This window comes from Sulfurimonas sp., from assembly GCF_028713515.1.
Classification (GTDB): domain Bacteria; phylum Campylobacterota; class Campylobacteria; order Campylobacterales; family Sulfurimonadaceae; genus Sulfurimonas.
The window spans coordinates 284,031-309,340 of record NZ_JAQTOD010000001.1 but is presented as its reverse complement, the minus strand read 5'-3'; the positions used below and the strand labels follow the sequence as shown (position 1 = coordinate 309,340).

Sequence of the window (25,310 nt, the reverse complement as noted above, 5' to 3'; positions counted from 1 at the left end):
TTAGTGTAATAAAACAATAATTGGAATATATAAAATTAATCTGCTATAATTTACCAAAAAAGGTGATGCCTTATGCAGCCAGATTTTATTGAATTTATAAAACCAACTCCAAAACTACAGACAAGAAAATGTAAAGTTATCGCTTTTTTGATTGGGATTTTTTTGCGATTCAGCTCACCTTTTATTAGCTTAGTGGCGTGGTATTTGTATGACTACTTTATTGCTCTTCTTGCTCTTGCTCTCTCATTTATAGCTGTTGGGATTATTGGTTCTTATCTTAGAAACAGCTCGCTTCCAGCGAATAATAGAGAATATCGATATAGTGATGCAGAAATTGCCATCTGGTACACAAACAACATCTGTTTTAAGGAAAACTATAAAGAGGAAGAGTGAAAAAATTCTCTCTATATTGCAAAGCTTCTAGACATATATTTTCTGATATCCACTAAATCTAACTCATGATTTACAAACAAATCGTTTGCCAAAATACCCTGCTCTAAAAGCATATCTGCGCCGTCTTTAAATCTTATGTTTTTATTTTTTGCAAGACGCAAGAATGGTGTTAACTTGCCGTAAATTGCATCTGCTACAAAAACTGTATTATCCAAAATAACTTCAATAATCTCTTTAGGAGCAGGAAGTTCTTCATCCTTTAAACCAGCACTTGTTGTGTTTACTACCAAGTCATAACTACTTAGTTTAAACTCTTCCCATGAGTAGCAAAACTGAGCTAGATTTTTAAAATATGTCAGTTTATCCGCACTTCTGTTTAAAATAGTAACTTCCATATCTTCTTGCACAAACCTAGACGCTAACGCTTTTGCTGTTCCGCCAGCGCCCAAAATAAGTATTTTTTTTATCCTACCAAACTCTTTTATGGAGCAGACAAAACCATCAGCATCGGTGTTATAGCCTACGAGTTTGCCATTTTCATTTACAAGAGTATTTACAACACCTATTTTTTTTGCAAAACCTCTAACTTCATCGCACGCTTCAAACGCCACTTCTTTATGTGGAACAGTTACATTTGCCCCACTTAAACCTAAAGAAAAAAAAGTCTCTCTTAGTTTTAAACCATCGCTTAGATGAACTCTTGTGTAGCAAGCTCTATAATTTAAGTTTTTAAAAACACTGTTGTGCATAAGCGGGGAACGAGAGTGCTCAACTGGATTGCCAAAAATAGCAAATAGTTTCATAGCGTATTAGTCTAAATCTTCAAGTGAATGAACAAGTGCACCCAACTTGTTTTTAACTTCCAGATACTCTAGCTCATTTTGACTATCAGCAACCACTCCAGCACCAGCTTGCAGGACAACCTTATCTTTTTTAACCATAGCAGTTCTTATAGTTATAGCGCTGTCCATATTTCCATCGAAACCAAAGTAACCTATACTCCCGCTATAAAAACCTCTTTTGATTCCCTCATACTCAGCTATAAGCTCCATTGCACGGATTTTTGGTGCACCTGTCATAGTTCCTGCTGTAAAAGTTGCCATAAAAAGATCAAACATATCTTTATCGTCATCTAGCTGTGCAGTAACATCTGAAACTATATGCATAACATGAGAAAACTTCTCAATATGCATCATATTTTCAACCTTAACGCTCCCAGTTTTTGCAACACGACTCACATCATTTCTACCCAAATCTATAAGCATCAGATGCTCTGCGAGTTCTTTTGGATCATTTAAAAGTTCGTACTCAAGCTCTGTATCTCTCTCTCTCGTGCCGCCTCTTTTTCTTGTTCCAGCAATCGGGCGAAGCAGAAGTTCGCCATCTGTTAGTCTAACCATAACCTCAGGAGAGCTTCCAACTATGTTAAAATCTTCATACTCCATTAAGAACATATAAGGCGATGGATTTTTTGTTCGTAGGACTCTATAAAAACTAAATGGATCAACTTTTATATTTCTTGTAAAACGATTTGTCATGAGGATTTGAAAAACATCCCCACTTCTTATCATCTCTCTGGAATTATCAACCATTTTGAAAAATTGCTCTTTAGAAAACGCAAAACTGCCCTTATCATCTCCAATATTTTTCTTCATAGGAATATACTCATAAGAGCTTTTTAGTTCATTTTCTATCTCATCAAACTTGTTGCTCATCTCTAAGATTGTACTAATAAGAGAGATTTTATGATTTTTATGAGAATAAACTAAAACGATTTTTGGAAGCATCAAGTCCAAGTCTGGAGTATTTAACTCATCCCGAAGATTGCTCATACTTGAGTTTAATTTCGGCTCAAAAACTTTTACCATGTCATAACCAATATAACCTATAAAACCATCAACATAGCCAATTTTTAGCTCTTTTGACGCGCTTTTGTATATGCTAGTATCTATATTTTTGTAGTACTCTTTTAAAAAAATAAATGGGGAGTAACTTTTGGCATGAGAGGCACCATTGGCATCTGTGTAGATTGTTTGATTGTTTATATATTGGAGTCTTTCTCTAGCTCCAATACATATAAAACTATAGTTTCCATCACTACCACCAGCACTCTCAAAAAGATAAGAGATTTCATCTTTAAAAATTGATTTTAATTTTGCATAAACAGCGATTGGGGCCAACTGATCTTGAGTAAATTGCTTGGAATAAATCAAAGTGATACCTTGTGAGAGAGTTTGCTCCAAAGGAGGAGCATAATTATTGTATTTTAGTTAAAAATGCGCCAGGCTCTACAGAACTTCTCACAGCCTTTAGAGCCTCTCTTGCTTCTTTGTCGCTACCAAAAGGACCAACTAAAACTTTACTGAGCTCAGTAGAGTCATTTTTTACTTTATGAAATTTATATTTATATCCTAATTTTCCAATAGATTCTAACAAGTTTTTGTTAGGTTCATTTTTTGTGAAAGAGCCAACTTGAATATAATAAATCTCGTTACTATTACTCTTTAGCTCTTGAGATGGCTTAATAACTATTTTTGAAGGCTCTGCTTTTACACTCTCTTCAACTTCTTTTTTCTTTATAGTTTCTTTAACTTTCTCTTTTTTTACAACTTCTTTAGGAGCTTTAATTTCTTTGACTCTCTCTTTTTTTACAACTTCTTTAGGAGTTAGAATTTCTTTAGTTTTCTCTTTTTTTACAATTTCGTGAGCGGGCATACTCTCTTTAGTTTTCTCTTTTTTTATAATTACACTTGAAGGAACTGCTTCTACGCTATCAGGGCTAACTATCTCTTGGGGAACAACATCTTGCATCACCTCTTTACTACTCTCTTCTTTTAGTTTTTGTGCAATTTTTTCAAGTGAATCACCATTTTGAGTTCCGTCTTGAATAACTGGAACTTCTTCAAAAAGTGGCTCATTTTCTGCTACTTTTGGTTTTTTTATCTCTGGTGCTGGTGGAAGAATTGCCTGAGGAAGGTTATCGGTGCCCTTTGAGGTAATAGTATTCATTAACATAACAACAACTATTAAAATTATTCCCAGCGTAGCAACAGCTAAAACAATCTTTTTGTTATTTGTTGAAGATGTATTTTTATTTAATATAATATCGTTTAGTTCACTTTTTTCTTCCATCTATAAACCCTTTTAAAAAATTAACTCTAATAATACCAAAAAATATATATTTTATGTCCAACTAAAAAATAGCTAGACCTATTACTACATATGTTTTGACCAAGAAGCTCCGCGCTCTTTTGCGTAAACATCGTATGGTATTGTCAAAATATTATACTCATCTGGCATATCGGCATTTGGGAACATTCTCCATTGATTGGGTTGTTTCGCTGCCAGTTTCATAGAGATCATTTTTCCAAGTTGAATAGCTTCTTGAAGAGTAGTATGTCCTTTGTGGATATAGACATGAAGATGCCCCTCTGTTTTTGTTTTATAGGCTGTGAAATTTATATACCCCTCTTCACGAAGAAGAAGTTGTGCCTTATGATAAAATCTCTCAGGATCTCTTCCGTTATAATCAATTACAATATTTTCAACTTTACCACTTTTGTTAATCAAAGAGTGTGCAACAGTAATCTCTCCCTTTAAATGCTGATTGATAACAGATTGTGAGAGAGTCGCGTTAATCTTCTCAAATTTATTATAAAAAGTACGACCTTTAAAGACCAATTTATCAACAACACTATCTTTTTTGACCCAGTAGTGATCAGTAAGCATTTTAATAAGAGCTAAATCCATTGCAACCATAGTGATTATCTCCTAGTATGTTGATTGATTATATATTACAAAATTCTGAGCCAACTCTTTTAACTCTTCTTTGATTTTTGTGTGCATGGCGATGTCATTTATATTATCAAGGACATCAGCTATTTTGTTAGCAATAAACTCAAACTCTCTCTCTTTCATACCACGAGATGTCAAAGCAGGACTTCCAATGCGGATACCTGAAGTAACGAAAGGGCTTCTTGTTTCACCTGGTACTGTATTTTTATTTACTGTTATTCCAGCATTTCCAAGTGCAATATCTGCATCTTTTCCTGAGAACTCGCGATTTATAAATGATACTAAAACAAGATGATTGTCAGTCCCACCACTTACTAAATCAAAGCCTCTTTTTAAAAGAACTTCAGCCAAGACTTTAGCATTCGCTTTAACTTGTTTTGCATAATCTTTCCATTCTGGAGACAGATTATATTTAAAACCTACTGCCTTAGCAGCTATCACATGAACAAGCGGACCACCTTGAAGAGCAGGGAAAATTGCAGAGTTCATCTTTTTTGCTATCTCTTCATCATTTGTCATAATCATACCGCCTCTTGGTCCCGCAAGAGTTTTATGGGTAGTTGTTGTTACAACATGGGCATGTGGAAATGGATTTGGATGCTCACCTGCAACTACGAGTCCAGCAACATGAGCAATGTCGGCGAACATAATAGCTCCAACTTCATCAGCTATCTCACGGAATTTTTTAAAATCTATCTCTCTTGCATAAGCAGAAGCTCCACAAACGATGATTTTTGGTTTAACTGCTTTTGCAATCTCCATAATCTTATCATAATTCATACGACCATCAAGCTCAACGCCATAAGTAAAACTTGAATAGTTTTGACCTGAAAAACTAGGTTTTGAACCATGAGTTAAGTGACCACCGTGACTCAAATCCATACCTAAAAGCTTATCTCCAGCTTTAAGTAGGCCTGCATAAACAGCGGCATTTGCTTGACTTCCAGAGTGTGGCTGAACATTAGCAAAGTTACATCCAAAAAGCTCACAAGCTCTATCTATCGCTAACTGCTCAACACCATCAGCATACTCACAACCGCCATAGTAACGCTTAGCAGGATAACCCTCTGCATACTTGTTTGTGAACACCGAACCCATCGCCTCCATTACAGCTGGAAGCGTAAAATTCTCAGATGCTATCATCTCTAAATGGTCAGTCTGTCTCTCCAACTCTTTTTCACATAACTCAAAAATTTCACTATCATACTCTTTTAAAAAACTCATACATTATCCTTTGTTTAATTAATTTTCTTCTTCACACTGCTCATCACTATGAAGTGGCTTCATGGCTGGAAATAGCAACACATCTCTAATGGAGTGTTCATTAGTCAGGAGCATTACAAGTCTATCTATGCCTATTCCCTGCCCTGCAGTTGGAGCCATACCATAGCTTAGTGCCTCTACAAAATCCTCATCCATCTCATGAGCTTCATCATCACCACAATCTTTTGATTCAACTTGAGTTCTGAATCTCTCATATTGATCAACTGGATCATTTAACTCACTAAAAGCATTTGCAATTTCACGACCAGCAATAAATAGCTCAAATCTCTCTGTTACATTTGAATCAATATCACTTCTTCTTGCCAGAGGCGATATTTCAACTGGATATTCCGTTATAAATGTAGGATTTATTAGTTTTTCTTCAACAAACTCATCAAAAAGTTCACCTTGAAGTTGACCCAATGATAAGTTTGGTTTTACTGTTATATTTTTAGATTTTAAAAACTCTAAAATTTTGTTTTTATCATTTACAACCTCTTGTGGAACTCCACCAATCGTGTACAAGGACTCAACAAGTGGAATTTCACTAAAGTCTGAAAAATCAACCTCTAAATCACCATAAGGAAGCATAGTGGGCAAATCTAAATGATTAAAAAGATAACGAAAATACTCTTTTGTAATCTCTATCAAATCTTTATATGTTTTATATGCCCAGTAAAACTCGATTGAAGTAAATTCAGGATTGTGCGTAGCATCCATTCCCTCATTCCTAAAGTTACGATTTATCTCAAAAACTGCTTCAAAACCACCAACAATCAATCTCTTTAGATATAACTCTGGTGCAATTCTTAGGTATCTATCAATACCGAGTGCATTGTGATGCGTAACAAAAGGTTTAGCGTTTGCACCACCGGCAATTGGGTGCATCATTGGCGTCTCAACCTCTAAAAAACCCTTATCTTCAAAAAATCGTCTAGTTAAAGAGATGACTTTTGAACGAGTTCTAAATGTTTTTCTAACCTCTGCATTCATAATAAGATCTAAATATCTTTTTCTATATCTTGTCTCTTTATCTGTAATTCCATGGAATTTTTCAGGTAGTGGCGCTATAGCTTTTGTGAGTAGTTTAAAGCTATCTGCATGCAGAGATAACTCGCCCATTCCAGTTACAAATGGGTATCCTCCAACTTCAACAATGTCGCCAGCTTCTATGTTTTTCTTAAATATATCGTTATAAAATCCTTCAACAAAATTATCTCTTGCTATATAAACCTGAAGAGTTCCGCTCTCATCCTCAATAGCAATAAAGCTTGCTTTACCCATAATTCTAAAGAGTTTTATACGACCACTTACGATGTAGTGTCTTTTTTCATCTCTTTGATTCTCTTTGCTTGCAACATCTGAATTTACATTTAAGTATTTCGCTATTGTTGTATTTCTTTTAGAATCATTTGAATATGGATTAACACCTATACTTCTAAGTAATTCTACTTTTTCTATTCTTTGTTGTATAAATTTATTTTCAAAAGCCAATATATTTTCCTTTTTATTTTGTCTTACAGTTCTTACAGATTCCATAAATTTGCATTGAGTGATCTCTCATTTCAAAATCTAACTCTTTTGCAATTTTTCGCTGTCTCTCTTCAATCTCTTCATCTACAAATTCTATAATCACTCCACACACAGTGCATATAAAGTGGTCATGATGGGATTTTGCACCGAGTTCATATTTTTTACCTTGTGCACCAAAAGAGAGTGAAGTAACCATGTCGGACTCTTCTAAAAGTGAGAGCGTTCTATATACTGTTGCTATTCCAGTGTTTAAGTTTGGAAATTTTTCTTGAATTAAGTTGTGAAGAGACTCCGGTGTTAAATGCTCATTTGAATTATATAGAGTCTCAAGTATAACCTCTCTTTGAATTGTAAATTTTAAACCATTCTCTTTAAGAAGTATTTTAAAATCACTAAGCAATTGTGTATACTCTACTGTTTTATCTCTGAAATTTGTTTTTAAATCAGGCATCTATTTTTCACCCTTGCTATTTAAGTTTTGAACTGCTTTTTCTTTGATTTTACTTTTTGCATCTTCTACAATTTTAAGCGTTGAATTGTCTATTGTTTTATTGATTTTATTTTGCTCTTCTTCCGCTTTCTCATCTACAGCTTTCTCAATATCCAGTGGCTCAAGTTTCATGATATAGCTACCGGTAGTAACCATTGCAGGAAAGAGTATACTGTTTTTCATAAATGAGTCTAGAGTCGTCCTTGTTGCTTTTACATTATATGCCGAATAAATTATTACAGAAGCGATGAAGAAAAACTTACTAGCAGAGAAGAAAAATCCTAAGATTTTGTCAAAAGCCCCAAGTCCACTAACAAAACTTAGCTTCTTGAGTGCCATCCCAGCCCCCAGCATAAGAAGCCAAAACAGGACTATAGTAAATAAAAAACCGCTAAAGCTGATTGCACTACTGCTTTGAAATTTAAATATAATATCACTTAATACTTGGCCAACGCTATCTCCAACTCGTGAAGCTAAAAAGATACCACCAACAATACCCACCAACCCAAATAGCTCTTTAAAAAAGCCGTTTATGATACCTTTGAAACCCAAAAAAAGAACTATTACTAAAACTACAATATCAAAATAGTTAAAATCCATCTATTCCATAACCTTAGTCAACTGATTTTTCCCACTATTTTTTGAAATATACATAGCTTTATCCACCCTAGCTATTAAACTATCTTTATTGTCATCTTTTAGCAATTTTGTCATTCCTATACTAGCTGTTATAGATATCTTTTCACCCATATAGATAAGATTATTAGAACTAACTAGTTTTAAAAGTCTATTTGCCATAAGTTCACACCCCTCATCACTATTACGATTCAGCATAATTAGAAACTCTTCTCCACCATATCTAAAAATTTTATCACCATCTCTTAGTGTTTTCTTTAAAATATTTGACACAAATATTAAAATTTTATCACCAGCCACATGACCATAAGTATCATTTATTTTTTTGAAATCATCTAAATCTAGCATAAGAAGATGAAGCTCATATGGTCTATCTTTATTTGAAAATATCTCATCTAAGCTTCTGCTTAGTTCTCTTCTGTTGAAAACTTTTGTCAAGGCATCAATACTTGAGGTATGTTCTAAAGTTGCTACCTTTTGTGATAAATCATAAATTATATCGTTTGCTTTTTTTATCTCATTTGTCATATGAAGTTGAATTTCACTAAATTTTACCTCAAGAGTTGGCAAATCAATCTGATTTGCAATACAATCTTCAAGCGTCACTTTATGCAGTTGCGTCAACTTTTCAAATTTATCATTTGTGGATTCATAAGATGTTAAACTATGTTCCACTAGCTCTTTGTATGAGTTATGAAAAGCTAATTTTACACGCTCTGCCGAATCTATCTTTTGACTATCAATATTGGAAATAATTTCAATGGCATCTCTTAGGTAGCCAATAACTTGCTCCTTTGATACATCTTTTTCTATGTCAATTTTTACAAGTAAACTCTCATAAACCTCTTCAACTAAGGCTTTTAAATCTTTTTTTTGCACTTTAGCTTCCAATCCAAAAAATTTTCTTATTATACATTCACAAGAATAAAAAAGAGCTTTGCATCCTACATACAGCCACAGAGCATAAGGCGCAAGTCAGAGCTATTTTAGGTACTTTAATGTAAACTAGCAAAAATTAAAACTATATAAAAGGTTTATTATGAGTCACTGGAGTCCTACAAGCTGGAGGGATAAACCCGCTTTACAACAACCAACTTATCCAAACAAGGATGAGCTTGAGAGAGTTTTATCAGAATTAAAAAATTATCCACCTCTTGTTTTCGCTGGCGAAGCTCGTTCTCTAAAAAGTCAATTGGCCGATGTTAGCCAAGGTAACGCTTTTTTACTCCAAGGTGGTGATTGCGCTGAGAGTTTCAGTGAATTTCACGCTACAAACATTCGTGATACCTTTAAAGCACTGCTTCAAATGGCTGTTGTTATGACTTATGCCGGTGGCGTTCCCGTAGTTAAAGTTGGCAGATTAGGTGGTCAGTTCGCTAAACCTCGCTCAAGCGACAGTGAAACCATAGATGATATTACGCTTGATGCATATCGCGGAGATATCATAAATGGAGTTGATTTTACACCTGATTCAAGAATTCCAGATCCACAAAGAATGATAAAAGCATATAACCAATCAGCTGCTACACTGAACCTAATCCGTGCTTTTGCATCTGGTGGTCTAGCCGATTTGCATCAAGTTCACAAATGGACATTAGACTTTGCACATCAAGGTGAAGTTAGTAAAAAATATGAGGCGTTAGCCGAGCAGATAGGAAAATCATTAACTTTTATGGAGGCTTGTGGAATTACCTCTAAGTCATACAGAACATTGCGAGAAACAGATTTTTATACATCTCACGAGGCGCTACTTTTACCTTACGAAGAAGCATTTACGAGAAAAGATTCTCTAACTGGTGATTGGTACGATACATCGGCTCATATGCTTTGGATAGGAGACAGAACTCGTCAGCTAAATGGAGCACATGTGGAATTTTTAAGTGGTGTTCATAATCCTATTGGCATCAAAGCAGGTCCATCAATGCAAGAAGATGATTTAATAAGATTAGTTCACAAGTTAAACCCTAAAAATGAAGCCGGAAGACTAAATGTTATAGTTAGAATGGGGGCAGATAAGGTTGGTGATGAAATAACTGGGATGCCAAGACTTATTCGAGCAATTGAGAGAGAAGGCATGAGTGTTGTTTGGAGTTGTGACCCAATGCATGGTAATACTATTAAATCATCAAACAACTTTAAAACTCGCCCTGTTGATTCAGTTTTAAAAGAGATGAAACAATTTTTTCAAGTTCACAAGGCAGAGGGAACTTTTGGTGGTGGAGTCCATCTAGAGATGACTGGTAAAAATGTAACAGAATGTATTGGCGGATCATTTGTAGTAACAGAAGAGGATCTAAGCTCTCGTTATCATACCCACTGTGACCCAAGACTAAATGCAGATCAAGCACTTGAACTTGCGTTTTTAATTGCAGATAGTCTCCAAGAAGCTAAACGATAATTTTTAAAGAGATAAATTTACAAAAAATTTATCTCTTCTTCTTTCTCCTGTATAATCAAAAGCTCTTCAACTTTTTGCTCATAGAGCGTCTTTAGCTCCTCAAGCTCTTTTGCTAGTTTTACTATTCCTATCTCTTCATAACATTTTGGATTTGCTAAACATCTGTTTTTTTCATCTATCTTTATTTCTATCTCATCAATCTCAAGAGGCAGTTTTTCTAGTGCTATTTTCTCTTTGAATGTCAGTTTAATTGCTTTTTGTTTCTCTTGAACCACTTCTGTTAATTTTGGTTTTTCAAGAGAGAGTCTCTCTATCTCTTCTAGCTCATTTAACTCTTTTTCAAGTTCTAAATATTCGGAATACTGTTGATATGACTCCTCTATCTCTTTATTTGATTTTATGATGAATAGTTTTTTTGCAATTTTATCCACAAAATATCTATCATGACTTACGATTATTACGGCTCCAGGAAATGAGGTTAACTGCTCTTCTAGAATGTTGATGGTTGGAATATCCAAATCATTTGTTGGCTCATCCAAAATCAAAATATCAACATCTTTTGTAAAAAGCAGAGCAAGGGCAATGCGGTTTTTCTCTCCGCCGCTTAGTATCCCGATTTTTTTATCTAGAAACTCCCTAGGAAACAAAAAGTTTTTCAGGTATCCGTAAACATGCATATCTGAACCGCGCACACTTACTCTATCTCCTCCATTTGGACAGAAAGTCTCTATAAGGTTTTTAGAATCATCAAGCATCTCTCTGTGTTGGTCAAAATAACCTATCTTAAATTCACCCTTTTTAATTTTTCCGCCGCTAGGTTCTAGTCGTCCAAGAAGAGTTCTTATGAGAGTTGATTTACCGCTCCCGTTCGCTCCAACAATAGCTATAACATCTTTTTGAAGTATGCGAGTTGTGAAGTTTTTTATAAGCTCTTTATCTCCAAGAGTTATGGATAGATTCTCAACTTCAAAAAGCATTTTTTGCTTATTTACACTCTTGTCACGATTAAAATGTTTTGCTTCTCTTTGTAATTCAAGTGAAATTTTTCTTATTTTTGATGGATTTGTTTTTGCATCTTCGCGAAGCTCTAAAAGTCTCTCTTTTCTACCCTCATTTCTTTTAAGTCTTGCTCTGACACCTCTTGAATACCACTCATTTTCCGCTTTTAGAGTCTTTAAAAGATTGTCATGCTGCTTCTCCAGCGTTCGCATATACTCCTCTTTTTGAGTCAAGTAGTTACTGTAACCACCGCTATATTCTCTTAGTGCACAATCCTCTACCTCGATTGATTTTGTAGCGATTCTATCTATAAAATATCTATCATGAGAGATAAAAACAAGTGTAAACTTCTCTTTTAAAATAAGCTCTTCTAAAAATTCAACCATATAAACATCAAGGTGATTCGTAGGCTCATCAAGAAGCAGAAGGTCTGGTTTTTGCAGAAGCAGTGAAGCAAGGGCGACTCGTCTTTGCTCGCCTCCGCTAAGCATTGCAATCGGCTTGTGCTCATACTGTTTGAGGTCAAAATGTTGGATTATCCGCTCTATTTTATCATCAAGATTCCAAGCGTCATGATGTTCTATATAACTAGATAATTTTTCATGCTCATCTATTAAGGCTCTATTATCAAAATTATCTCCAAGCAAAATGGAAAGTTCGTTATATCTAGCTTTTGCATTATTTAGTTCAGCCAAACCATCTTCAACTGCCTCTCTAACTGTAGCACCATCTTTAAACTCTGGTCTTTGGTCAAGCATTTTTATCTCTAAAGAGTTTCTTGTGAATCTCTCTCCGCCATCTTGCGCTAGCGTGCCGCTCACAATCTTCATAAGGGTTGATTTTCCGCTGCCATTTTTACCGATAATAACTATTCTCTCTCCCTCATCTACATGAAAGTTTATATTTGAGAGAATTTTCTGAGCAGAGTAGTGTTTTGAGATATCTATTAAGTTTATTAACGCCATCTATGTTTGCATTCCTATTTTTTATTGGGCGGATTTTATCGTTATTGGCGTTAATTGAAGCTTGCAGAAAAGCGAAGCCTTAGTAAGTGTATTTTTTAATTTTGCAAGAACTTCAATAAAAAATATCAACCCATTGGATAAGGTATTTTTGCATGAACTGCATCTAATTTTTGTAAAATCTCATCACTGAGTATCAAGTCCATCGCCGACAAAGAGGCATCTAATTGCTTCTCTGTTGTTGCCCCAATAATTGTTGATGCCACAAAATCAAACTGCTTACTCCACGCAATCGCCATTGTTACTGGATCTAACCCGACCTCCTGCGCAATATTAAGATATTCTTCCGTAGATGCTAAAGTTTTATCATTCAAAAAGCGTGATGCCATTACCCTCTGGCGCTGATTTGGAGATTTAACATAATCACTAAAGCGTCCTTGTGCATTAATATTTTGATTATATTTACCACTAAGCACACCGCCACCTAAAGGCGAATATGGTAAAAGCGATATCTTCTCTTCACGACACAAAGCGCCAATCTCTGTTAAATCACGACGATTGAGAAGTGAAAAATTGTTTTGAACTGATTCGAAACGGGAAAGTTTTTCATAGTTTGAAGTCATTAAGGATTTCATAGTTCCTCGAGCGGTATCATTAGAAGTTCCAATATAACGAACTTTTCCACTCTGTACTAATGCATCAAATGCTCGCATTGTCTCCTCTATCGGAACAATAGAATCTGGCCAATGCATCTGGTAAAGATCTATATAATCAGTTTTAAGACGCTTTAGCGAGCCTTCTATTGCTCGTTCAATATGAAAACGATCACACGCAGTAAGACCGTGACGAATTGGGGGAACAAACCATCCTGAGGCAGCACCTGCAACTTTTGAAGCTAAAATAATACTATCGCGCGGTTTTGTTTTAAGCCATCGCCCAACTATCTCTTCTGTAAGTCCGGCAAGTTTTTCTTCTGGGGGAATTGGATAAACCTCTGCCGTATCAAAGAAATTTACTCCGGATTCATACGCTTTATCCATGATTTTAAAAGCCATCTTCTCGTCACACTGACTTCCAAATGTCATAGTTCCAAGGCAAATTGGTGATACGCGCAAACCACTGCGACCAATATAACGATGATTCATTGATTATCCCTATAATTTTTGTCTAATTGTACTCAATTGTTCTTTTTGGTTCTATTACAAAATAAAACCAAGCGTTTACAAAAAATATTTTTATATAAACAGATACATCTTTAGGTTTTAAGGCATTTTTGCTAAAATAACATCACTATTTTTAAAAGAGCCAAAACTTTGTCACTAAACATAAAAACCAACACTAAACACTTTACAAATCCGCTTTATCTAGAGAGTGGACGAATCTTAGAACCTTATGATATAACTTATGAAACATACGGGACACTAAATGAAGATAAAAGCAATGTTGTTGTGATTTGTCATGCATTGACAGGTTCGCATCATGCGGCTGGAACCTACGAGAACGAAAATAAAATTGGTTGGTGGGACTCTTTTATTGGTTCAGGCAAAGCAGTAGATACTGATAAATATTTTGTAATCTGCACAAATGTGATAGGCAGCTGCTTTGGCTCCACTGGTCCCATGAGTCCTAAACATCCATCCCACGAGCCATATCGTTATAAGTTTCCGGTCGTAACTATCAAAGATATGGTTAAAGCTCAAAGAATCCTCTTTAGTGAACTTGACATCCATAAAGTTCACGCCATTATAGGCGGTTCTATGGGTGGTATGCAAGCGCTTATGTTCGGTATTCACTACCCAGATTTTGCGTCAAAAATTATCTCGATGGCGACAACCCATGCCACTCAAGCTTGGGCAATTGCTTTTAATAAAGTTGCGCAAGAAGCGATACTAAAAGATCCTGATTTTAAACAAGGATACTATGATCCACAAGTCATAAAAGAGAGTGGATTGGCAGGAATGGCGGTTGGCAGAATGGCTGGACATATCAGCTTTTTATCACAAGAATCAATGAGAGAGAAATTTGGCAGAGAATATAGGCTAACAGATGGGCTTTATGAGCTCTTTGGAAGATTTCAAGTTGAGTCCTATTTGGAGTACAATGGTTATAATTTTACAAAATGGTTTGACCCACTATCATATCTTTACATAACAAAAGCCATAAACATATATGATTTGTCTCGTGGTTTTGATTCTTTAGGAGAGGCTCTTAAAAAGATAAAATCCGAGTTACATCTACTTAGTTTTAGCAATGACCAACTGTTTAAAAACTTTGAGATGAAAGAGATAAGTGATGCGCTTAGCGAAGTTGGAAATACAAACCACTTCTACAAGGACATACAAAGTGATTATGGGCACGATGCTTTTTTGGTTGAGGTTGACAAGTTTAAGGATTATGTATCTGAAGCGTTAAAAAACTAAGGAGTTTACTATGAAGCTGTTTGTATTTTTATCTATTTTTATATCGTTAGTTTACGGAGCACAGATTGATGAGTTTGCCAAAAGTGTGAGCTACTCAAGAGATTATAGTGCTTCCATAAAAACCGCCAAAGAACAGAAAAAAATGGTGATGCTTGTTGTAGTTTCAGACTATTGCCCATGGTGCAAAAAGTTTGAACACAAAACGCTCGAAGATTCAATAGTCAAAGCAAGTATAAATAAAAATTTTACTCCTCTTGTTGTTGATAAGTTAGCAGACAAAGATAGTTTTCCACAAGAGTTTGCATCAAAACTTATTCCGGCGGTTTATTTTATAGATCCATCTTCACAAAAAAGTGTGCATGAGATTTTTGCATATATGAAAAAAGATGAATTTTTACAAAACACAGAAAAAGCTCTTAATGTGTTTAAACAAAAGCAACAAAAATGATTAAGTTACTGCTTATACTATGTTTTAGCACTCTACTTTTTTCAAAATCGCTCTACACCCTAGATAATGTAAAAAATCTTAACTTTTATCTTATAAATAAAACAGATTTTTTAAGTAGCGACGATAAAAAAAATATAGAAGAGACCATAAAAGAGAGACTTATAAAAAATGGTTTTGTCTTTGGAAAAACCGATGCTACACTCTTTTTAGTTGTAGTTAATGCCAGAGAGATTGGTAAAAGTTTTGCCATAAACATAGAGATTGGACTTGCAGAAGATGTTACTACTCGCAGGGCTGGAAATATCAAAACAATGGCACATACATATCTAGCTAGTGAGCTAATAGAGAGTGATAAACCTTATGAGGATACACTAGAGACTATAAAATTTCTACTTACACAGTTTTTAGAAGCATACAAGGATGATAATGAGTAAAGCAAAAGAAGACAAAGTCACTAAAGAGGACTTTGAGTCAAAATTACAAAGCGCAAAAGAGATACTTGAGACTTTAATGGACCCGCAAATAACGCTTGAAGATAGCGTAAAGGCGTACGAGAAAGGGATGAGCGAGCTTGAGATCGCACAAAAAATCTTAGAGAGTGCAGAGATTAAGATAAAAGAGATAAAAGGGAACTCATGAAGTGTGCCGTACTGCAACTAAGCGCGCAAGGAATGAGCTCTACTAAACTCTATAACTATATCCGCATTGCCGAGAAAAATGGAGTAAGAGTTCTTCTTTTGGGTGAATATGTGTTAAATCCATTTTTTAAAGAACTCCAAACACTCTCAAGCAGTATGATACAAGAGTTATCTGCACATCAAATAAAAGTCTTAAAAGAACTCTCAACAACCTACAAAATGACAATTATTGCGCCACTTATAATTGTAAAAAAAGATAAAATCTATAAAACAGTTGCAAAATTTTCTCCAAATAAAACTGCGTATTATCAACAGCAACTACTCATAAACTATCCACATTGGAATGAAGAGAAGTTTTTTTCTAACGAGATAAAAGAGCTACAAACACCTCTAATTTTTAAGATAGATGGTTTTAAATTTGCACTAATGAGTGGGTTTGAGCTCCATTTTGATGAACTTTGGAGTAAGATATCTCACAAAAATATTGACTGTGTTTTACTTCCTAGTATCTCTACATTTGAATCTTATGAAAGATGGAAAACACTGATTTTATCTCGCGCTTTTACACACAACTGCTACATTTTAAGAGCAAACAGAATCGGTGAATATGTTGATAAAGATGCTAGCTGGAATTTTTATGGTGATTCGCTGTTGGCTTCACCAAACGGTGAGCTACTGGAGCATTTGGGCAACAAAGAGGAGCTTATGATAGTTGATATGAGCCACACAGATGTTGTCCAAGCCAGAAGAGTGTGGGGATTTAAAGACGCTATTAGCAAAAGATAATAACGAAAATACACGCTTAAAGTACTACACTTTTTTAGAATTAGCTAAATTCTTGATAAACTAACTACTTAAGTCGGTAATAAACTTGAAATATTTAAGCTTTTTTGATTTTTAAAAATCTTTGAAGGTTAGTTGTAGATGGATTGTTAAAATGGTGGGTTCTGAGTGACTTGAACACTCGGCCGCCCCGTTATGAGCGGGGAGCTCTAACCAACTGAGCTAAGAACCCATTTTGTTTGTAGGGTGGAATTATACTTTAGTGTTCCTTACATTTTTCTGATTTATCATTTTATGTTTAGTTGCTTTTTGTTTGTCCATCTATATATTTAACAATGTAAAACTGCATTGCAATTACCGCAGGTAACGCTATCCATGCGCTAAAAATATAGACAAAAGAAAAAACTATTGTATTTATAATAATAGACCAAAGAACGACTCTCTTATGACTCCATCCTAGCTGAACTAATCTTTGATAGGCATGTTTTTTATGAGCCTGATATAGTTTTTCACCGCTCTTATATCTTCTAAAGAGTGTGATGGTTGCATCAAACCAAAAAAGAGCAAAAAGAGTTACCCATATCCATAGGTTAATGGTGTTTTGGTTTGCGTAGTATATAGTAAAAATTGCAACCGTATAGCCTAGGAGCGTGCTTCCAACATCTCCCATAAATATCTTTGCTTTGTGCCAGTTCCAAAACAAAAATCCTAAAACCGCTACAGCTAGGAGTATAAAATGATTTCCACCAAAAAATAAAAAACCAGCGATTGAGAGAAAAATAGCTTCACTTCCAGCGTAACCATCTATACCGTCTAAAAAATTATACAAATTTATAAACCAAATAATAAGCAAAAAAGCAAACATATTCACAATAATCTGATTATCTACACTAAAAAATCCAAAATCAATCCCATGTAATCCACCAAGAACATAAAGTCCACCAAGTGCTACGCCACTCTGAACAAAAATTCTAATCTTAGGGGGAAGTTCATATAAATCATCAAGATAACTAATCACCGAAATAATGACTCCAAACATTAAAGCATAAAAAAAGTTTTGCTCAATTTGGTTGTTTGCATAGAGATAGATAAGCCCAACAAACCATGTAATTGCAATAGCAACTCCGCCACCATGGGGAGTTGGAGTCACATGAGAGCTTCTTTCATTTACATGAGCAATAAGCGATTTTCTTATAGCATACTCTTTTATAAAATATGTAAGCACAAATGATAAAATAAACAGAGTTAAATAAATAGTGTACTCCTCACCAAGATTTCTATTACGACTATCATAAAACTACTCTCCACAAATCTCTCTTATATTTGTCAAATAGTTCTCTATAACTACTCCCTCATCAAACTCTCTTATCATCTTTTCTCGCCCTGCTTCTCCCATAATGGCTCTTTGCTCTTCTGTTAGATTTATCATCATCTGCATCTTAGCAGCCAAATCAGCTCCGCTTCTCACCTCGCATAAATAACCGTTAATCCCATCATCAATAACCTCTTTGCATCCGACTGCGTTTGTTGTTATAATCGGCCTTTTCATAGCACATGCTTCTAACAAACTTCTAGGCGTACCCTCTCTGTAAGATGGCAATACCACACAATCAGCATCGGCTATAATTTCAAAAACGCTATCGCTAACGCCAAGATACTTAACTAAACCATCTCTTACCCAAGCATCTAGTTCATCTTTTTTTATAGCACTACTATTTTTTATATCAACTTCGCCAAGTAGACATATCTCTATGTTTTTCTGTTTTGTCTTAAGTATCTTAGCTGCCTCTATAAGTTCAAAAATTCCCTTATCTTTAAGAAGTCTGGCAATCATCAAAAACACAAACAAATCTCGCTTCGTGCTTTTTTCTTTAGGTAGAAATTTTATCAAATCAACACCGCTGCCGGCAAGTAAGCGTGTCTTGCTTACATCAACCAATCCACCATCAACAAAGAGCTTTCTATCATCACTATTTTGGAAAAAAACTACACTATTGTACTCCAATGCTTTTTTATACATTATCTTGGCTATCTTTGTCACAAACGACTCTTTTATAAAAATAGTCCCAAGTCCTGTGATATTACTTATGGATTTGATACCCAAAATTCCAGAAACGATAGAGCTGTATATATTTGGTTTGATAGTGAAATTTAGAACAATATCTGGTTTAATCTTTCCATAAATCAGATACAACTCAAAAATAGTTCTTAAATCTTTTATTGGATTTATAGCATTTGCATCTATGTAGATGGCATAAACTTCAAATTCTCGTCTTAAAAGTTCACAATACTTAGCCTCATGTGGCACTATAAAGTATACTTGATAGTTACTATCTCTTAAGCCTCTGGCAAGATTGAGCCTAAAGTTGTATGCACCCCAAGCGCTATTTACGACTATTGCTATTTTCTTACTCAAGCCATCGCTCCTTCCACATCTGATACATCAAAATAAACCACACCTGTGTACCCAACTCTTCTCCGCCAAAAAATCTCTTTTTTAACTCCTGCACCTCATCAATATTAAATATCTCACAATCCAACTCTTCAATGCTTAAGTATCTCTCTACCTTATCTCTTAACTCACTCCTTAGCCACTCATTTAACGGTATCTGAAATCCAGATTTTGGCTTATCAACTATATTTTTTGGCAGATATTTATAGAGAATTTGTCTAAGCAGATATTTACCCTCTCTGTTCTTGTACTTTAACTCTATCGACACTCTTGCTAAGTACTCTATGATTCTATGGTCAAGCAGAGGTTCTCTACCCTCTAAGCTTACACTCATAGTAGCTCTATCGACTTTAATCAAAACATCATCGCTCATAAATATTTTATAATCTATTGCCATCATCTGATTTAAAAAATTTAAGTTATCTATCTTGTCAAACCCACCAAATAGCTCATCGCAGGCTTCTATTTTTAGAAGTTTTATAACACTCTTTTTATCTACATAGCTACTTGCATTTAAGAAAGACTCCTCTTTGGTTGCACTGTTTATTGCTCGTTTGAACTTGCTATACTTATCTTTAATATTGGTCTGCTTTAAACTTCTTGGCAGAGTGTTATTTATATTTTCTACCATCTTCTCACTAAAGAGATTTAGAGCACCTTTTAAAATATTTTTTTTAAATTTACTTGAAAAAACAGTTGAAAACTTATCTAAAAAAAAGTATTTGCTGTATCCACAAAAAGCCTCATCTCCACCATCAGAACTAAGAATAACACTCACGCTACGCTTTGCAATTTTTGACATTATCATCGTTGGAAGTGCCGAACTATCACCAAAAGGTTCATCATAATAAAAAGGCAAACTATCTACCAAATCAAGCATGTCGCTGTTTTTCATGTAGTATTCGGTGTGGTTTGTACCTAAAAACTTTGCGATGCTCTTCGCGTGTTCTGCTTCATTGTATCTCTCATCATCAAAGCCAATAGTAAAAGTATTTATCTCTCTATCATGTTTTTTTGCCAAGATTGAAGCCACAAACGAGCTATCATACCCACCACTTAAAAAAACTCCAACCGGAACATCACAAATCATTCTTAGCTCTATAGCATCAGACAAAAGAGCTTCTAACTCTTCTAAAATCTCCTGCTCGGATTTTCTAAAAGGCTCTTGCTTATAAAACTCATTCACATCCCAGTATTTGACTATCTTTTTTTGTAAACTTTTTAGGTCATACTCTAGATAATGACCCGCTTCAAGCTTATAACAATTTTTAAATATAGTATGCGGCGCAGGAATATAGCCAAATTGAAAAAAATATGGCAACACCTCTAGATTTTGATTTTTTTTAAAACTTGGATGTTTATGAAATGATTTTATCTCAGATGAAAAAAGAAACTCTTTCCCGTCATCATAGTAATACAGGGGCTTAACTCCAGCTCTATCTCGCACCAAAATAAGCTTATCGTGAGCTCTGTCTAAAATAACAAAAGCAAACATACCTATAAATTTATGTACAGACTCAATTCCCCACTCTCTATAGCTGTACAAAATCACTTCCGTATCACTATTTGAGATAAACTCATACTCTAGCGCTTCAAGTTCTGCTCTAATGGACTTAAAGTTATAGACCTCACCATTAAAAACTATGACAAAATTACCACAGTCACTTAACATTGGCTGATGTCCATTGGAACTTAAATCTTGGATGCTGAGGCGATTATGTCCAAAATTAATCCCGCTCTCCTCATCAAAATAGACTCCAGAATCATCAGGTCCGCGGTACGACTGAATTTCCAGCATATCCTTAAGAGTATCTATATTTTTTTCTCTGCCAAGAAACCCAACTAATCCACACATAATAAATCACTTTTTTTATTGGTTAAATCTTCAAATAGCTGAAAAATAGTTGGCTGCGTAACTTGTAGTGAGTATTTCTGCTCAACTTTTGTCCTTGCTGCTTTGCCAAATTGCCCTCTTAATGTTGGTTTTTCAATCAACTTTATTAGAGCATCTTCCCATGAAGCATCACTGTCTGCTAGATAACCAACATCTGGAGTGACAATATCATGATTTGCTCCAACGGGCGATGCTATAACTGGTTTACCTAAAGCCATATACTGAATAAGTTTATAGCCGCATTTACCTCTCTCCCATGGTGAATCAAACAGTGGCATAACACCAATATGGATAGAGTTTAACAAAGAGACTTCTGTTTCAAGCGTCCAGTCATGCTGTTCAACCAGAACTCCAGAAAAGCTTAATTTTGGCGCACCAATAGTTACAAGTATAATTTTTTTTACTAACGCAACTTTACGAAGTGGCTCTGCTAGTATTTTCAAATAAGGTGAAGTTGATGGGCTACCTATCCATCCTATCCTTATAGTCTCATCGCTTGGCTCATGCTTAAGCATATATCTATTTATATCAACAACCGTAGGACAAAGATAAACATTTTTTGCACCACTTTGGTATGAGAGATTTGCCAGATATTGACTACCTGCTGTTACTGCACTAGAGTTTAACAGCAATGGTTTTAGCTTGTTCTTGAGCAGAAATCTAGTGATAAACGATGATGCTAAATCATAATTATGAAATATTGCATCATCATAATCAACCACATACTTAATCCCTCTCATAGATAAAATAAGCTCACATAATCCAGGACAGTATGGAAAAATCTCTTTTTCAATCCACACAACATCATAATTTCTACAAAACAGCACACTACGCAATCGTTTAAAATAGTAAGTGATAATTTTACCGAGATTCAAAAATCTATTTAAAAATCTGTTTTTTGATTTATAAAGCAAACGGAGATATTTATCATCAAACAGAGGCGATACGGTAACCTCTGCTCCCATTTTTTCAAACCATGGAATATATTGCAACATTCTCACTCTACTGCTAGCTCCAAGCTGATCATAGCGACTTAGTATCAATATTCGCATACTCAACAGTTACCACTCTCACTTTGAAATTTAGTAAAAAAAGAGAAACTAGTCATGATATTTTCCAAAAATATTACGCTTATAATCAAGATAGCCACGCAACATCATTTTAAATTTCTTAAATTTTTGTTTTTCATACAACAGAACAATAACAGCATCAACAAAAAATCTTGATTTTTCAAACTTACAGTAGTCTGGAAGATGCTCTTTATAAATTTTTATAATTTTCAAACGATTTCTAAAAGCGTAATATCGTCGAATTGGACTATGGTTGGTACTATAAAATCGCTTCCAAAGAAACTTATGTCTTTTTAAATCTCCTAGCTTATGATTTAGTATAGCTCTACTAGCTTGGATAACATGGTAGCCCATTTTATTGCTTCGCAGGCAGTATTCGTTATCAACATAATCAATAAAAAACTCTTCTAGAAAAGGACCTATCACTTTGTAAGCCAAAAGGTTGAGCAGATTGCCTGATGTCATTATCACTAAGACAGGTGAACACTGCTCCTCTGAGACAAGTGATGTATGATAAGGATTAGCGTGAAATGGCGCAATAATACTAATAGTTGATAGATCTTTATCATGGGTACACTCAAACATCTCATGCAGCATTGTTTGTGTCACTTTACTATCTTGATCCATTGTTAAAAGCCACTTATAACCAAGCTCTATTGCCTTGTTTGCACCAACATTTAACGCGTGAGCTATTCCTTGATTACCACCATTGTTAATATATTGAATTTTTGAGTTTTTGGTTAGTTGTTCAACAAAAGATTGATTTATTGCTTCTGAATTATCAACAGCAAAAAGAGCATCAACATCGTTGATATAAGAGTTGATATTGCTTAAAATAGTATCGTCTGGATTATATAAAACGACTACACCAGCAACAAGTGAAATCATAATCGGTCAGAGTAAAATGGAGATTTAAAAGAAGGCATTTTAAGAGAACTCAATAAAGCATCATTTTTAACATCTATATTTGTGGAGAGTTTTTGTGCCACAATCATAATGTGCATCGGGTCAATGGGTTCTATCGCAACAATCTTTAACTGGATATAATCAATTAACTCCGCAAGCGATAAAGTAGTGAACGCGTGATGATGAAGAGATCTATTTTGATAGTTGTCATAAGATCTTTTTTTGAAATTTTCATATGAGCCTGCCTCTGGGTCACGCAACAAGTCATGAAATTGTAGAATTTCTTCTAAATGAGTTAAATCATCTTCTTTTATATCATTTTTATAGTCATGTATTAGATGTTTTAGCGTCGTAGTTGGTCGCTTGTGATCAAAAGTACCATCTTTGTGTGGCACTAAAAGAATTAGATGCCCATCAACTTTCAATATCCGCTTCCACTCCTCTAAAGCCTTAATTGGATTTGCAATATGCTCAAGCACATGAGAAGAGAGTAAAAACTCATACGATTCTGACTCTATTTGAGCCAAATCAACACTATCTTGGATAAACTGATAGCCGTCCACTTTGGATGGATGATACTTATAGGAATATCCCTCTTTAAGATTAGAATTCCACAAAGTATTATTTTGAAAATTACAGTTATCTAGTTTTTCTATATAAGGGTAAATAGGGAGTATATTACTACTTTGAAAGATTGTACTAGGTCCACCAATCTCAATACCTTTGCCATGAGACACAATCTCTTTAATAAGAGGTAATGATTTTGGTTTTTGTTTAAAAATCCGTTTTACAATAATAGACACGGTCTCTATTATGCCTTTTGTTTTATACACGCTATAGATTTTTTTACCAAGTACTAGCATTATTTATCCTTTTTTCTAGCAGTTACAAGGAATTGATAGACAAAAAAATCATGAAAAATTCCAAATGTAATTTTATTAAGCCAATATTTTTTACTTTTTATTGTCTCTTTGTCGAAGGAGGATGTAATAAGATTAATCTTCAAATCAGCATTTTCCAGCAACTCAACAATGTTCTTTTTGCAAAAAAATCTTAAATGAGTTTTATCCAAAATACCACGCTCTTTATATTTAAAATCACCATCAAATACTATTGATTTAACAACACTATAGTAACGAATATTTGGGATACTTGTGATGATTAGTCCATCTTTTGCAAGAAGTTTGGATATTTTTTTCAAGGAAGACCACGGGTCAACCAAATGCTCCAATACATCGCCTAAAATAATAATATCAAAAGCGCCATGTATTTGGGCTGGAAAAATTATTGTCTCAATATTTTCAGAAAAGAAATAATCAATAAAATCATAATAATTATCTTTTGATGCAAAAAGTTCTATGCCTGATGTTGTTCCAGCAATGCCAAGCTGCTTAAGCCTGTGGAGTGTTGCTCCACTACCACACCCTACTTCAAGCACATTGCATCCTTTAAAACCCACAGGAATTAAAGATATTAAATCTTCTCGTACGCTTGAAAAGTAGTCTTGATTTTTGTCATCATATAACATATTTTTCTCTTAAACTATATTTTTGTGATACTAAAAAATTTTAAATAGACATTATTGTTCAATATATAAATCTTTTGCTGCTTCAATAAACCTGTCAATATCATCACTTAACATAAATGGAATCAAAGATTCTACTGTTTTATAATCAAAATTCCACCAAGAAATACTTAATAATTCTTTTATTATTTTTTCACTAAATCTAAATCGTATATGACTTGCTGGATTTCCGCCTACAATTTCATAGGGCTTGACATCTTTCACCACCAAACTTTCAGCCGCTACAACAGCACCATCACCAATCGTTACTCCACTCATAATAGTAGCGCCCCTACCAATCCAAACATCATTGCCAATAAAAATATCGCCCTTAGTTGTAGGATGACCCTCAATATTTGAAAAATTCTGGTAAATAGAGCCAAAAGGGTAAGTTGTTATCCAGTCTGTTCTATGCTCTCCGCCCATAAAAATCGTAACATTATCAGCGATAGAACAATATTTTCCAATTTTTAAAAAATTTCCCTCATTCCAAGACAAAATTTTTGGATTACCATAAGTGTAGTCGGCTATTTGTATATATTTAGATTTATAGATGGGGTTTGTATTTGTATAAAAATAGTTTCTTTTAAAAAGAGAAACTACTTTATTTTTAATTGTATTAAATATCATCATTGAAAATAAAAGTATAAAAAATTGTACTTACCA

Annotated in this window: 26 protein-coding genes and 1 tRNA gene; 7 read left to right on the top strand and 20 right to left on the bottom strand. The window is 34.6% G+C overall.

All coding sequences use genetic code 11. The features are described 5' to 3' along the window. The first annotated feature begins 72 nt into the window (after positions 1-72). The gene (locus PHV22_RS01570; RefSeq protein ID WP_295021321.1) at positions 73-393 is read left to right on the top strand and encodes a hypothetical protein; all 321 of its coding nucleotides are present in this window, start codon (positions 73-75) and stop codon (positions 391-393) included. An 11-nt stretch (positions 394-404) separates the two neighbouring features. Here the strand turns inward: PHV22_RS01570 and PHV22_RS01565 are convergent, their stop codons facing one another. From PHV22_RS01565 to PHV22_RS01525, 9 genes are all read right to left on the bottom strand, one after another. Further along, complete coding sequence (locus PHV22_RS01565; protein ID WP_295021323.1) at positions 405-1,196, bottom strand: shikimate dehydrogenase; 792 nt, start codon at positions 1,194-1,196, stop codon at positions 405-407. Between the two features lie 6 nt (positions 1,197-1,202). Beyond that, a complete protein-coding gene (locus PHV22_RS01560; protein WP_295021325.1) occupies positions 1,203-2,606 on the bottom strand; it encodes an anthranilate synthase component I family protein in 1,404 nt (467 codons plus the stop codon). Between the two features lie 43 nt (positions 2,607-2,649). After that, the gene (locus PHV22_RS01555) at positions 2,650-3,525 is read right to left on the bottom strand and encodes an SPOR domain-containing protein (RefSeq protein WP_295021326.1); all 876 of its coding nucleotides are present in this window, start codon (positions 3,523-3,525) and stop codon (positions 2,650-2,652) included. 84 nt (positions 3,526-3,609) lie between these two features. Continuing rightward, positions 3,610-4,152, bottom strand: a complete 543-nt coding sequence (locus PHV22_RS01550) for a DUF1882 domain-containing protein (protein WP_295021327.1) — start codon at positions 4,150-4,152, stop codon at positions 3,610-3,612. 12 nt (positions 4,153-4,164) lie between these two features. Then, complete coding sequence (locus tag PHV22_RS01545) at positions 4,165-5,412, bottom strand: serine hydroxymethyltransferase (RefSeq protein WP_295021330.1); 1,248 nt, start codon at positions 5,410-5,412, stop codon at positions 4,165-4,167. 18 nt (positions 5,413-5,430) lie between these two features. Beyond that, positions 5,431-6,945: a lysine--tRNA ligase gene (lysS, locus tag PHV22_RS01540; RefSeq protein ID WP_295021332.1), complete on the bottom strand. Its 1,515-nt coding sequence runs from the start codon at positions 6,943-6,945 to the stop codon at positions 5,431-5,433. 13 nt (positions 6,946-6,958) lie between these two features. Continuing rightward, positions 6,959-7,435, bottom strand: coding sequence for a Fur family transcriptional regulator (locus PHV22_RS01535; protein WP_295021334.1), 477 nt, complete (start codon positions 7,433-7,435; stop codon positions 6,959-6,961). Then, positions 7,436-8,074 carry a CvpA family protein gene (locus PHV22_RS01530; RefSeq protein ID WP_295021336.1) on the bottom strand — a complete coding sequence of 213 codons (639 nt, stop codon included), beginning with the start codon at positions 8,072-8,074 and terminating at the stop codon, positions 7,436-7,438. After that, positions 8,075-8,989 (bottom strand): GGDEF domain-containing protein, encoded by a 915-nt coding sequence (locus PHV22_RS01525; protein WP_295021338.1) that lies wholly within the window; start codon positions 8,987-8,989, stop codon positions 8,075-8,077. It lies immediately after the preceding gene. A gap of 157 nt (positions 8,990-9,146) precedes the next feature. On the opposite strand from PHV22_RS01525, the gene PHV22_RS01520 reads away from it, so the two are divergent. Continuing rightward, positions 9,147-10,508, top strand: coding sequence for a class II 3-deoxy-7-phosphoheptulonate synthase (locus PHV22_RS01520; RefSeq protein WP_366826232.1), 1,362 nt, complete (start codon positions 9,147-9,149; stop codon positions 10,506-10,508). Between the two features lie 17 nt (positions 10,509-10,525). On the opposite strand, the gene abc-f is transcribed toward PHV22_RS01520, so the two are convergent. Further along, complete coding sequence (abc-f, locus tag PHV22_RS01515; RefSeq protein WP_299945276.1) at positions 10,526-12,472, bottom strand: ribosomal protection-like ABC-F family protein; 1,947 nt, start codon at positions 12,470-12,472, stop codon at positions 10,526-10,528. Between the two features lie 125 nt (positions 12,473-12,597). Then, positions 12,598-13,614, bottom strand: coding sequence for an aldo/keto reductase (locus PHV22_RS01510; RefSeq protein WP_299945273.1), 1,017 nt, complete (start codon positions 13,612-13,614; stop codon positions 12,598-12,600). 168 nt (positions 13,615-13,782) lie between these two features. Between PHV22_RS01510 and PHV22_RS01505 the strand changes: the two genes are divergently transcribed. Genes PHV22_RS01505 through PHV22_RS01485 form a run of 5 tightly spaced genes read left to right on the top strand, consistent with a single transcriptional unit; the run spans position 13,783 to position 16,761 of the window. Continuing rightward, positions 13,783-14,889: a homoserine O-acetyltransferase gene (locus PHV22_RS01505; RefSeq protein WP_295021345.1), complete on the top strand. Its 1,107-nt coding sequence runs from the start codon at positions 13,783-13,785 to the stop codon at positions 14,887-14,889. 10 nt (positions 14,890-14,899) lie between these two features. Beyond that, entirely contained in the window at positions 14,900-15,337 is a 438-nt protein-coding gene (locus tag PHV22_RS01500; RefSeq protein WP_295021347.1) for a thioredoxin family protein, read from the top strand. After that, positions 15,334-15,771 (top strand): hypothetical protein, encoded by a 438-nt coding sequence (locus PHV22_RS01495; RefSeq protein ID WP_295021349.1) that lies wholly within the window; start codon positions 15,334-15,336, stop codon positions 15,769-15,771. The genes PHV22_RS01500 and PHV22_RS01495 overlap by 4 nt, the downstream gene beginning before the upstream one ends. Then, the gene (gene xseB / locus PHV22_RS01490) at positions 15,764-15,976 is read left to right on the top strand and encodes an exodeoxyribonuclease VII small subunit (protein WP_295021351.1); all 213 of its coding nucleotides are present in this window, start codon (positions 15,764-15,766) and stop codon (positions 15,974-15,976) included. The genes PHV22_RS01495 and xseB overlap by 8 nt, the downstream gene beginning before the upstream one ends. Beyond that, complete coding sequence (locus PHV22_RS01485; RefSeq protein WP_295021352.1) at positions 15,973-16,761, top strand: carbon-nitrogen hydrolase family protein; 789 nt, start codon at positions 15,973-15,975, stop codon at positions 16,759-16,761. The genes xseB and PHV22_RS01485 overlap by 4 nt, the downstream gene beginning before the upstream one ends. A gap of 152 nt (positions 16,762-16,913) precedes the next feature. Here the strand turns inward: PHV22_RS01485 and PHV22_RS01480 are convergent. The 9 genes from PHV22_RS01480 to PHV22_RS01440 all read right to left on the bottom strand — a co-directional run bounded on the left by PHV22_RS01480 (position 16,914) and on the right by PHV22_RS01440 (position 25,277). Next, positions 16,914-16,990 (bottom strand) — tRNA-Ile (locus tag PHV22_RS01480). Between the two features lie 66 nt (positions 16,991-17,056). Beyond that, positions 17,057-17,983 carry a glycosyltransferase family 4 protein gene (locus PHV22_RS01475; RefSeq protein ID WP_295021353.1) on the bottom strand — a complete coding sequence of 309 codons (927 nt, stop codon included), beginning with the start codon at positions 17,981-17,983 and terminating at the stop codon, positions 17,057-17,059. Between the two features lie 72 nt (positions 17,984-18,055). Beyond that, on the bottom strand, positions 18,056-19,174 hold the full coding sequence (locus tag PHV22_RS01470) for a glycosyltransferase family 4 protein (protein WP_295021355.1): 1,119 nt from the start codon (positions 19,172-19,174) through the stop codon (positions 18,056-18,058). Next, on the bottom strand, positions 19,167-21,065 hold the full coding sequence (gene asnB / locus PHV22_RS01465; protein ID WP_295021357.1) for an asparagine synthase (glutamine-hydrolyzing): 1,899 nt from the start codon (positions 21,063-21,065) through the stop codon (positions 19,167-19,169). Before asnB ends, PHV22_RS01470 begins: the two co-directional genes overlap by 8 nt. Next, the gene (locus PHV22_RS01460) at positions 21,053-22,156 is read right to left on the bottom strand and encodes a glycosyltransferase family 4 protein (protein WP_295021359.1); all 1,104 of its coding nucleotides are present in this window, start codon (positions 22,154-22,156) and stop codon (positions 21,053-21,055) included. The genes asnB and PHV22_RS01460 overlap by 13 nt, the downstream gene beginning before the upstream one ends. A 48-nt stretch (positions 22,157-22,204) precedes the next feature. Then, a complete protein-coding gene (locus PHV22_RS01455; protein ID WP_295021361.1) occupies positions 22,205-23,062 on the bottom strand; it encodes a glycosyltransferase family 2 protein in 858 nt (285 codons plus the stop codon). Next, a complete protein-coding gene (locus tag PHV22_RS01450; protein ID WP_295021363.1) occupies positions 23,059-23,943 on the bottom strand; it encodes a methyltransferase domain-containing protein in 885 nt (294 codons plus the stop codon). Before PHV22_RS01450 ends, PHV22_RS01455 begins: the two co-directional genes overlap by 4 nt. Continuing rightward, positions 23,943-24,608, bottom strand: a complete 666-nt coding sequence (locus PHV22_RS01445; RefSeq protein ID WP_295021365.1) for a class I SAM-dependent methyltransferase — start codon at positions 24,606-24,608, stop codon at positions 23,943-23,945. The genes PHV22_RS01450 and PHV22_RS01445 overlap by 1 nt, the downstream gene beginning before the upstream one ends. A 51-nt stretch (positions 24,609-24,659) precedes the next feature. After that, complete coding sequence (locus PHV22_RS01440) at positions 24,660-25,277, bottom strand: CatB-related O-acetyltransferase (protein ID WP_295021367.1); 618 nt, start codon at positions 25,275-25,277, stop codon at positions 24,660-24,662. Positions 25,278-25,310: the final 33 nt, after the last annotated feature.

Bases quoted from the DNA above. Each gene is read 5' to 3' on its own strand.
- asnB (WP_295021357.1), bottom strand. From the start codon at position 21,065: ATGTGTGGATTAGTTGGGTTTCTTGGCAGAGAAAAAAATATAGATACT.
- PHV22_RS01535 (WP_295021334.1), bottom strand. From the start codon at position 7,435: ATGCCTGATTTAAAAACAAATTTCAGAGATAAAACAGTAGAGTATACA.
- PHV22_RS01445 (WP_295021365.1), bottom strand. From the start codon at position 24,608: ATGTTATATGATGACAAAAATCAAGACTACTTTTCAAGCGTACGAGAA.
- PHV22_RS01440 (WP_295021367.1), bottom strand. From the start codon at position 25,277: ATGATGATATTTAATACAATTAAAAATAAAGTAGTTTCTCTTTTTAAA.
- PHV22_RS01450 (WP_295021363.1), bottom strand. From the start codon at position 23,943: ATGCTAGTACTTGGTAAAAAAATCTATAGCGTGTATAAAACAAAAGGC.
- PHV22_RS01495 (WP_295021349.1), top strand. From the start codon at position 15,334: ATGATTAAGTTACTGCTTATACTATGTTTTAGCACTCTACTTTTTTCA.
- PHV22_RS01550 (WP_295021327.1), bottom strand. From the start codon at position 4,152: ATGGTTGCAATGGATTTAGCTCTTATTAAAATGCTTACTGATCACTAC.
- PHV22_RS01565 (WP_295021323.1), bottom strand. From the start codon at position 1,196: ATGAAACTATTTGCTATTTTTGGCAATCCAGTTGAGCACTCTCGTTCC.
- PHV22_RS01530 (WP_295021336.1), bottom strand. From the start codon at position 8,074: ATGGATTTTAACTATTTTGATATTGTAGTTTTAGTAATAGTTCTTTTT.
- PHV22_RS01500 (WP_295021347.1), top strand. From the start codon at position 14,900: ATGAAGCTGTTTGTATTTTTATCTATTTTTATATCGTTAGTTTACGGA.
- PHV22_RS01510 (WP_299945273.1), bottom strand. From the start codon at position 13,614: ATGAATCATCGTTATATTGGTCGCAGTGGTTTGCGCGTATCACCAATT.
- PHV22_RS01460 (WP_295021359.1), bottom strand. From the start codon at position 22,156: ATGCGAATATTGATACTAAGTCGCTATGATCAGCTTGGAGCTAGCAGT.
- PHV22_RS01570 (WP_295021321.1), top strand. From the start codon at position 73: ATGCAGCCAGATTTTATTGAATTTATAAAACCAACTCCAAAACTACAG.
- xseB (WP_295021351.1), top strand. From the start codon at position 15,764: ATGAGTAAAGCAAAAGAAGACAAAGTCACTAAAGAGGACTTTGAGTCA.
- PHV22_RS01545 (WP_295021330.1), bottom strand. From the start codon at position 5,412: ATGAGTTTTTTAAAAGAGTATGATAGTGAAATTTTTGAGTTATGTGAA.
- abc-f (WP_299945276.1), bottom strand. From the start codon at position 12,472: ATGGCGTTAATAAACTTAATAGATATCTCAAAACACTACTCTGCTCAG.
- PHV22_RS01555 (WP_295021326.1), bottom strand. From the start codon at position 3,525: ATGGAAGAAAAAAGTGAACTAAACGATATTATATTAAATAAAAATACA.
- PHV22_RS01455 (WP_295021361.1), bottom strand. From the start codon at position 23,062: ATGATTTCACTTGTTGCTGGTGTAGTCGTTTTATATAATCCAGACGAT.
- PHV22_RS01485 (WP_295021352.1), top strand. From the start codon at position 15,973: ATGAAGTGTGCCGTACTGCAACTAAGCGCGCAAGGAATGAGCTCTACT.